Annotated in this window: 2 protein-coding genes; one reads left to right on the forward strand and one right to left on the reverse strand. The window is 42.7% G+C overall.

The features are described from left to right. Positions 1 to 464, reverse strand: a 464-nt coding sequence (locus A3763_RS19295; protein WP_231872257.1) for a putative solute-binding protein, incomplete at its 3' end; no start/stop codon positions are given. A 227-nt stretch (positions 465 to 691) separates the two neighbouring features. On the opposite strand from A3763_RS19295, the gene A3763_RS19300 reads away from it, so the two are divergent. Then, positions 692 to 1,234: tRNA (adenosine(37)-N6)-dimethylallyltransferase MiaA (locus tag A3763_RS19300; RefSeq protein ID WP_304440830.1), on the forward strand; the 543-nt coding region annotated here is incomplete at its 3' end.

A 1,234-nucleotide genomic window follows, 5' to 3' on the forward strand; every position in this document is an offset into this window, starting at 1 on the left:
TCATCGATACTTTCTATCGATCGGTCATTTACAAAGGCAAACATTGACCCTACCGGAAAAGTTGCAACCACTTCGTAATTACCCTGGGTCATCAACTTACCGGCACGAGGACGAGCCAACGTACCCAAGGCGAGTTCAAGGCCTTTCTGGGAGGTAATCGCGCCAATAGCATCCATTGTGCCGCCAAATTTAACGAATTGGCGTGAAAGTATTGCGCTCAAAAGTACGGCTTCACAGCGCCCTGCTTTAAACTCACTTGCGGCGACCTTTTCGTCAGTATATGCAACAAACCTGATACTCAAGCCCCATGATTGAGCTTTTGGTATTAAGTCAGAATAAAAAGACATAACCGGGCCATTACGCCCAACCGGATCCCAAATACAAAATGTTTTTTTCTCTAGAGAGTATGCAGACGTGCTTGCTAATATTAATACCAGCGCTATTAAGACGTTGTAGACCTTCATTCCGAAAAGAATTCCTTGTTTAGGTTCTTGTTAACTCAAGGTTTGCAAGATTATATCTTCGTTTTTATGGTACAAGTGTCCAGCAAAGTAGCCGTATTTATCATGTAATTGTTATAAGATAGCGATTCACGGTAACTGGCCAGTTATAATAGCTGGCAGTTTTATATCTACTTATTTCCCACACTATAACGAAGTGTTTGTTAGTTCAATACTTATTACAGATTAATATGACAGATTCTCATCAAGCCAAACTAGTTACCATTCTAGGCCCTACGGCAAGTGGTAAAACCTCATTAGCTGTAGAGCTTTGCCGTCAGTTTTCAGGTGAGATAATCTCTGCCGACTCTCGCCAGGTATACCGGGGCATGGACATTGGTACAGGCAAAGATCTCGATGAATACGAAGAAGTCCCCCATCACCTAATCGACATTGTGGAGCCGCAAGAGGAATTCAACCTTTTCGCCTACGCCCAACATTTCTCCACAGCTTTCACCAATATCGTCAAACGCGAACAACTGCCGTTTTTAGTGGGCGGAACAGGGATGTATCTAGATGCCATATTAAACCGTTATGAATTAACGATAGCGAAGTCTGACGAAAAAGCACGTCAGGAAATGGAAAATAAATCAGAACGCGAATTAATCGAGCTATTGCTAAGTTTTGACAAAAATTTACACAACACAACCGACTTGTTAAGCCGAGACCGCATCATTAAAGCAATCGAAATAGCAGTAGCCGACAGCAAAGATCTAAAGCCACTGGAGCTTCCC

Source organism: Oleiphilus sp. HI0128 (assembly GCF_001635365.1).